A 7,642-nucleotide genomic window follows, 5' to 3' on the forward strand; every position below is an offset into this window, starting at 1 on the left:
ATGCACACCATCGACGATTTCGTCCGCCTCGTCAGGGACGAGCTCGGCATGCCGCTGGAGGAGTACCAGGTCTCCGCCGACCTGGACCAGCTGCCCGAATGGGACTCGCTGTACCTGCTGAAACTGGTCACCGCGCTGGAACAGGCCACCGGCCGCAGCCTGCCCGTGGGCAGACTGCTGGAGGCCCGCAGCCTCGGCGAGATCTACCAGCTGGCGGCCCGGACATGACCGCTGCCGGGGCCGGCGGGAACCCGCCGGCCCCCGCCCGGGCGCACCCCGAGCGCCGGCGGCGGCACACCCTGTACTTCCTGGAGCACGCCGCCCGGCAGCGGCCCGTGCACCTCGACACCGACATCGACATGACCCGGATCGAGGCCCATCGCGGGGCCGCGCGGGCGGCCGGCCGCCGCTACTCCGTCGTCACCTATCTGCTGCACGCCACCGGCCGGGTGCTGCACCGCCACCCGGAGGCCAACGCGGCCCTCGCCCCGGCCCGCCTGTTCGGGCTGCGCGGACCGCGCACCGTCCGGTTCAGCGGGGTCACCGCCAAGCTGGCGCTGGACCGCACCGTGGACGGCGAACGGACCGTGCTCTCCGCGCTGCTGCCCGACCTGGAGAGCGCCGACCTCGACGAGATCCAGGGACGCGTCGACCGCTACCGGGGCCCCGGCACCGAGCGGATGGCCGAGTTCCGCGGGGTCCGGATGCTCGGCCGGCTGCCGGTGCCGCTCGGCCGGCTGGCCTTCGCCGCCGCGACCCGCGACCCGGCCAGACGGCCGGCCGTCCTCGGCACCGTCGCGGTCAGCTCGCTGGGCCACCGCCCCGTCGACGGATTCCACTCCAGCGGGGGCACCGCCATCACCCTGTGCGCGGGACGCGTCGTCGAGCGGCCCGTCGTCAAGGACGGGCGGCTCGCCATCGCCCCGGTGATGCGGCTCGGACTCACCTTCGACCACCGGGTCGTCGACGGCGCGGCCGCCGCCGACGTACTCGGGGATCTCAAGCAGGAATTGGAGGGCTTCGATGACGCGGAGGAGGACGGCACCCAGCCCATCGCTCGGGGAGCCGGTGCGGATCTCCGGCCGTGACGGAGCCTGGGACCAGGTGCGCGCCGACCTAGAGGAGCACGAGGTCGCGGTGTTGCACGCCCGGCTCGCCGACTGGCGGCCGGACCGGGCGGGCGCCCCACGGCTGCGTGCCCTGCTGGGCCGGGACTGGGACCGCTACCTGGAGATGACGCACCCGGACGTGCGGACCCGGTTCGCCGCGTCCCGGGTGCTGCTGAAGTTCGCCGCCTCGGTGGCGCTGCGGGTGCCCCCGCAGGCCGTCGAACTCGGGTACGGCCCCACCGGCCGCCCCTATCTGCGCGGCTACGACGCGGTGGACATCAGCCTCAGCCACACCGAGGACCTGCTGCTCATCGGGCTCACCACGAAAGGGCTGATCGGGGTGGACGCGGAGCGGGCCGACCGCCCGCTCTACACGCGCGGGCTGCACCGCCATGTCTGCACGCCGCACGAGCTGACCGTCCTGGAACGGCTCCCGGCACAGCGGCGGGGCGCCGCGCTCGTACGGATGTGGACGCTCAAGGAGGCCTACAGCAAGGCGATCGGGCAGGGGCTGCGGTTCCGCTTCACCGACTTCGGTTTCAGCGGCGACGGCCGGCCCGCCAGGGTCCTGGCTCCCGACGGCGCACCGGGCACCGGTGTCGAATGGCAGTTCCGCACCTTCTCCGTCGACGACGGCTACGTCGTCAGCGTCGCGGTCAGCGACGCCGGCTTCGGCGGCACCCGCGACACCGCCGCCCGCACCATGCTCGACCCGCGGGTCGTCGCCGCCGTGGCCGAGGCCCTGGGCGACGACGCGGACTCCGACGACCGGGCCGGGGAAGAGGACGCCCTCCTGGGCTGGTGAGGGACCACGGCGGCGCGCCGGTGCGAAGAGGCGTCCTCTTCGCACCAGCGCGCCGCCGTGTGCCGTGCGCGCCCGGCGGCACCGCACGGCACACCCTGCACGTCACACCGCGAACGGCACTGCACGCGCAGCGCTTAGCGGGGCGCAACCCGTGCGCCAGCAGGGCTTAAGGGACGGCGGCCAGGATCTCTCCGGGCGGGCCACCCGGCCGGGGGACATCCCCCGCTCCCGGCCGGGCAGGCCCGCCGCCGTACGACCGGACAGCCCCGCCCGCCGCCGGTACGACCAGGAAGGCCCCGAGCCCTCCGGCCGCATCCCCCGGGCATCGGACCCGCATCCCGGAGGAGACGGAGAACAGCGATGGACCATCTCGCGGAACTCAAGGAGTTCGCGCGGCTGCACGCCCGCGGCCAGGGCATCGGTGACCGCCAGGTCGCGGCCGTACTGCCGAGGATCACCAACGACGAGCCGGGACACCCCGCGTCGTGGGCCCGGGTGTGGACCGGCGAGGCCGACCGGCTGGCCGTCGCCGGCCGCCCCCTCGACGCCTGCCGGCACTACGCGCTCGCCCGTTTCCCGTACCACGGCGACGACGTCCGGCGCCGGGCCCAGGACAACTGCGTCCGCACCTTCGACGACTGGCGGCGCCGGCGCGGCGTCGAACGCCTGGTCCTCGACCACCCTGACGGCACGGTCGCCTGCTGGGCGAGCGGACTCGACTCCCGCCGACGGCGGCCGCTGCTGCTGGTCATGGGCGGCATCGTCAGCGTCAAGGAGCAGTGGGCGCCCCTGCTGCCCCGGCTCGCCCGCCTCGGCTGGGCGGCCGTGGTCGCCGAGATGCCCGGCGTCGGCGAGAACACCCTGCGCTACCACGCGGACTCCTGGCGGCTGCTGCCGTTCCTGATGGACGAACTCGCCGGCCGGGCCCGGGTGACCGACACCTCCGTCCTCGGCCTCAGCTTCAGCGGCCACCTGGCGCTGCGCGCGGCGGCCGAGGACCCGCGCATCCGCTCCGTCCACACCGTCGGCGCCCCCGTCGCCGGGTTCTTCGACGACCCCGACTGGTGGCCCCGGGTCCCCGGGATCACCGTCGCCACGCTGCGCCGGCTCACCGGCGCCCCCGACGACGACGCCCTGCGGGCGCTGCTCGCCGACTTCGCGCTCGGCCCGGACGTCCTGGGCGCGGTCGACATCCCCGTCGGATACGTCGTCAGCTCGCGGGACGAGATCATTCCGCCCACCGAGCGGCAGCTGCTGGGCGCCACGCTGCCCCGGGTGCGCTTCAAGGAGTTCGACGACGTCCACGGCTCCCCCGCGCACCTGGGCGCCATGCGGAAGTGGCTGATCGCGTCCCTGCTGCGGGCCCGCGTCACCCACCGGCTCGGCGGACACCGCGCCCTGCCCGCCACCGCCGCGGGGCGGCGACACGGCGCGACCGGTGTGGCCGGGGCCGGTGCGACCGGTGTGGCCGACGGCGGCGTGACCGGTGTGTCCGGCCGGTCCCGCGCGGTCGGCGCCGGTGCGCTCGGCCCGTCCGGCGCGGCGAACCCGTCCGGCTCCGGAGTCACGGATCTGGCCGACGCCGTACCCCGTCAGCCGCGCCGGTCTCCCGTCGAGTAGAGCCCCGAGCAGAGCCCCGCAGCCCTCCGTGGGCTCCCTCGCACCGGGCGCCGCCCCCGCCGAACGGCGGCGGTACCGCGCCCCCTCCCGGTGCGCTTCCTCGCACACCTACCCAGAGGTGGCTGTCATGTCCTCCGTGCACACCCTCCGCGCTCCCTCCTCCCCGGCCCAGGCGCACACTCCCTGGCGGACGAGGACACCCGGCCAGGCCCAGCCCTGGCGTTCCCTCACCTCCCTCGGGCTCGACCCCGACCCCGAGGGCGTCCCCGGTGACCCGGTCCTCTTCCGCGCCGAGCGCGTCCCCGTCCCCGGCCCCGTCGGCGGGGAGGCTCCGGGCACCCCGGACGTCGTCGAGTCCGCGCCGGTCCCTCGCCGCCCCGTCCGTGACCACCATCCGATCCCGCAGGAGGCCTGACCCATGGCCGACGACCCCTTCACCGCCCGCTCGCCCTTCCGGCCCAGCCACCAGCCGGGGCGGCCCAGGCCGCGGGCGGTGGGCCGCAACGAGATCCGCGTCCGCACCCGTGAGCTGCACGGCTACCGCTTCGCCTACCGCATGGCCGGCAAGGGCGAGTCCGCGGTGGTGCTGATCCACGGCATCGGCGACTCCTCCGCGACCTGGGCCGACATCATCCCGGGCCTGGCCGCCCGGTACCGGGTCCTCGCCCCCGACCTGCTCGGCCACGGGGCGTCGGCCAAACCCCGTGGCGACTACTCTCCCGGCGCGTACGCCAACGGGCTGCGGGATCTGCTCAGCGCCCTGGGCATCGAGCGGGCCACCCTCGTCGGCCACTCCCTCGGCGGCGCGGTGGCCGCCCAGTTCGCCTACCAGTTCCCCGAGCGCACCGAGCGGCTGGTCCTGGTCGGCAGCGGGGGCATCGGCCGCCAGGTCTCCCCGCTGCTGCGGGCCGCCACGCTGCCCGGCGCCGAACTGCTGCTGTCGGCCTTCCAACTGCCCACCGTGCGCTGGCAGTTGCAGATGTTCGTGCGGATCATGAAGACGCTGAACACGGGGCTCGGGGTCGACGCGCCGGATCTGCTGCGGGTGGTGGACGCCCTGCCGGACGCGAGTTCGCGCAGCGCGTTCGTCCGGACCCTGCGGGCCGTCGTCGACTGGCGGGGCCAGGTCGGCACGCTGCTCGACCGCTGCTATCTGACGCAGGGGATGCCGACGATGCTGGTGTGGGGCGGACGCGACATGGTCGTCCCGGCCCTGCACGCCGGCCTCGGCCATGTGTCCATGCCGGGCAGCCGGCTGGAGATATTCGAGGACGCCGGGCACTTCCCGTTCCACACGGACCCGGAGCGCTTCCTCGGTGTGCTCCACGACTTCATCGGCCGCACCCGGCCCGCCCGGTTCAGCCCCGAGGAGTGGCGGCAACTGCTGCGCACCCGCCGCGCGCAGGCCCGCACCCGGGGCGCCCGTCCCCTCCAGGGGCGGGCCACCGGCTGACGGCCGGCCACGCGGGGGGCCGGAGTGGAGAACCGGACCCCCGCCACTGCCGTCGCCGGCCGTCCGGGAGCCGCGTGCAGGACGTCACGCGGCTCCCTCCCGGCGACGACCGCCGTACGGCCGACGTCGGCCACGACCGTCACACGGCTGACGCCGGGGACGACGTCACACGGTCCCTCGCCGGGGACGTCCGTCACACGGTCCCTCGCCGGGGACGTCCGTCACACGGTCCTCGCCGGGGAGCGGGCTGTAAGGCTCCTGCCGGGGAGCAGGTCATACGACCCGTGCTGGGGATGACGCCATGTGCTTCCGCCGGGAGCCGTCACGTAGCTCCCGGCGGGACGACCGTCCCACGGTCCTCGCCGGGGGGCAGGTCATACGACCCGTGCCGGGGATGACGCCATGTGCTTCCGCCGGGAGCCGTCACGTAGCTCCCAGCGGGGACGACCGTCCCACGGTCCTCGCCGGGGAGCGGGTCATACGACCCGTGCCGGGGATGACGCCATGTGCTTCCGCCGGAAGCCGTCAAGTACCTCCCGGTGGGGACGGCGTCACACGGTCCTCGCCGGGGAGCGGGCTGTACGGCTCCTGCCGGGGAGCAGGTCATACGACTTCTGGTGGGGATGACGCCATGTGCTTCCGCCGGGAGCCGTCACGCAGCTCCCGGCGGGACGACCTCGCGCGGCTTCCGGTGGGGACAATCTCACGCCGCTCCCGCCGGGGACCCCCTCACGCCGCCGCCGGCGGGGACCCCCGCACGCCGCTGCCTCCGGCTCAGGCGGCCGTGGCCGTTCCTATGAGCCACATGCCGGGGCCCACCTCGACCGCGTGGCCGACGGGGGAGAGACGGTGGGCGGGATCCGGGGCCAGGCGGGCCGTGGTGCGGCGGACGTACTCCGTCCAGCGGCGGTCGCCGAGGCGTTCCGCGGCGCGCCCGCACTGCTCCAGCTGCCGCCGGGCCACGTCCACGCGGCCACGCCGCAGGTTGACCAGGGCGAGCCCCTTCAGCGCGGCCACCTCGCCCCGCAGATCCCCTTCGGCCGAGCACAGCGCCAACGCCCGCCCGTACCGCCGGGCGGCGTGCTCCAGCAGACCCTGGCCGAGCAGGACGTCGGCCGCGCCGATCCGGCAGCGTGCCACCCCGGTCCGGTCGCGGACCAGCTCGAACGCGTGCTGGGCGGCGGTGTGGTGGCGCAGCGCCCGGTCGGCCTGGCGGCGCTGCCAGGCCAGGTCGCCCAGCGCGTACTGGACGGTCGCCTCGGCCTCGGTGTTCCGGGCCCGCCGCGCGGCGTCCAGGGCGAGCCGGTGGGTCTCCTCCCACTCCTCCCACGCGGCGCGGGCGTGGAAGTATCCGGCGGCGCTGCCCGCGAGGTCCCACACCAGCGGCCACAGCCCCGCCGCGTGCGTCTGCCGTACGGTCTCCACCAGGCCCGTGGCCTCCTCGCGGAACCATGCCAGCGGACTCGCGCCGACGATCGCGGCCGCGTCCGGCCCGGCGGGCCCGGCGTCGGGCCGGGCCCGCCAGTCCCGTCCGGGGGCGAGCCGTTGGTCCGCGTACCGGGCGAGGCTCCCGTAGGCCCGGCCCAGCCGCTCCACGACCTCCCGCCGCGTCCGGGCGGCGTCCGGCTCCGCCTCCCGCAGTTCTGTGGCCAGCACCCGCAGCAGCGAGTGGAAGCCGTAGCGGACGGACCGGCCGTCGGTGCGGGCCTCCAGCAGCTGGGCCCGGACGAGTTCCTCGGCCGTCTCCTCCGCCTCCTCCGCCCCGGTGCCCAGCAGGGCCGCGACGGTCCAGCCCGTGAAGTCGGGGGCCGGTGCCAGGGACAGCAGCCGGAAGGCGCGCCGCAGCGCGGGCCCCGCCTCCTGGTAGCCCGTCAGCAGGCTGGAGCGCAGGTCGAGGTCGCCCTCGCGCAGCACACCGAGCCGGGTCCGCTCGTCGCGCAGCCGGCCCGCCAGCGCGGCGGGCGTGGTGTGCGGGCGCGCCGTCAGGGCCGCCGCGGCCACGCGCAGCGCCAGGGGGAAGCAGCCGCACAGCCGGGCGATCTCGGCGACCGCCACCGGGTCCTGCGCCATCCGCTCGCCCCCGGCGGCGAGCAGCAGCTCCACCGCCTCCTCCGGCCGCACCGCGTCCAGCCGCAGGTGCTCCGCCCCGTCGAGGGCGGCGGCCCGGCGGCGCCCGGTGAGGATCACCGAGCCCTCCGTGACGGCCTGGAGCAGCGGCCGTATCTGCTGCTCGGACGCGGCGTCGTCCAGGATGAGCAGCATCCGGCGCCCGTGCAGGGCCCGCCGCAGCCGGTCGGTCAGCTCCTCCGGGTCGGTGAGCGGGACGCCGGGGACGTCGTCGGTGAGCCGGCGCAGCAGGGCCGCGCCGGCCTGCGCGGCACTCAGCGGACGCCCCTGCGGCCCGCGCAGCCCGAGCAGCAGCCCGCCGTCGGGGAACAGGTCCGCCGTGCGGTGCGCGAGCCGCAGCGCCAGCGCGGTCTTGCCGACGCCGGCCGGCCCGGAGACGGCCAGCACCCGTACCGCCGGCCGGCCGACGCCACCGCGCAGCGCCCGTTCCCCGTACGCCAGTTCCGCGTCACGGCCGACGAAGCCGGGCGGCGCGGCGGGCAGCGCCGCCCGGCTTCGTCGGCCGTGACGAGGAACTGGCGTACGGGG

7 protein-coding genes are annotated in these 7,642 nt (G+C 76.1%); 6 read left to right on the forward strand and 1 reads right to left on the reverse strand.

The features are described 5' to 3' along the window. The 6 genes from AOK23_RS02310 to AOK23_RS02335 all read left to right on the forward strand — a co-directional run bounded on the left by AOK23_RS02310 (position 1) and on the right by AOK23_RS02335 (position 4,987). Entirely contained in the window at positions 1-228 is a 228-nt protein-coding gene (locus AOK23_RS02310; RefSeq protein WP_055711069.1) for an acyl carrier protein, read from the forward strand. Then, complete coding sequence (locus AOK23_RS02315; RefSeq protein WP_055711070.1) at positions 225-1,088, forward strand: 2-oxo acid dehydrogenase subunit E2; 864 nt, start codon at positions 225-227, stop codon at positions 1,086-1,088. The genes AOK23_RS02310 and AOK23_RS02315 overlap by 4 nt, the downstream gene beginning before the upstream one ends. Beyond that, positions 1,069-1,914: a 4'-phosphopantetheinyl transferase family protein gene (locus AOK23_RS02320; protein ID WP_055711071.1), complete on the forward strand. Its 846-nt coding sequence runs from the start codon at positions 1,069-1,071 to the stop codon at positions 1,912-1,914. Before AOK23_RS02315 ends, AOK23_RS02320 begins: the two co-directional genes overlap by 20 nt. 360 nt (positions 1,915-2,274) lie before the next feature. Then, positions 2,275-3,534 (forward strand): alpha/beta fold hydrolase, encoded by a 1,260-nt coding sequence (locus tag AOK23_RS02325; RefSeq protein ID WP_055711072.1) that lies wholly within the window; start codon positions 2,275-2,277, stop codon positions 3,532-3,534. Between the two features lie 127 nt (positions 3,535-3,661). Then, positions 3,662-3,949: a hypothetical protein gene (locus tag AOK23_RS02330; protein WP_055711073.1), complete on the forward strand. Its 288-nt coding sequence runs from the start codon at positions 3,662-3,664 to the stop codon at positions 3,947-3,949. A gap of 3 nt (positions 3,950-3,952) precedes the next feature. Next, positions 3,953-4,987, forward strand: coding sequence for an alpha/beta fold hydrolase (locus AOK23_RS02335; protein ID WP_055711074.1), 1,035 nt, complete (start codon positions 3,953-3,955; stop codon positions 4,985-4,987). Between the two features lie 774 nt (positions 4,988-5,761). Here the strand turns inward: AOK23_RS02335 and AOK23_RS02340 are convergent. Next, positions 5,762-7,642 (reverse strand): NB-ARC domain-containing protein (locus AOK23_RS02340; protein WP_055711076.1); only part of this gene is annotated, 1,881 nt, incomplete at its 5' end.

Origin of the sequence: Streptomyces torulosus (assembly GCF_001419765.1) — a bacterium.
Taxonomy (GTDB): domain Bacteria; phylum Actinomycetota; class Actinomycetes; order Streptomycetales; family Streptomycetaceae; genus Streptomyces; species Streptomyces torulosus.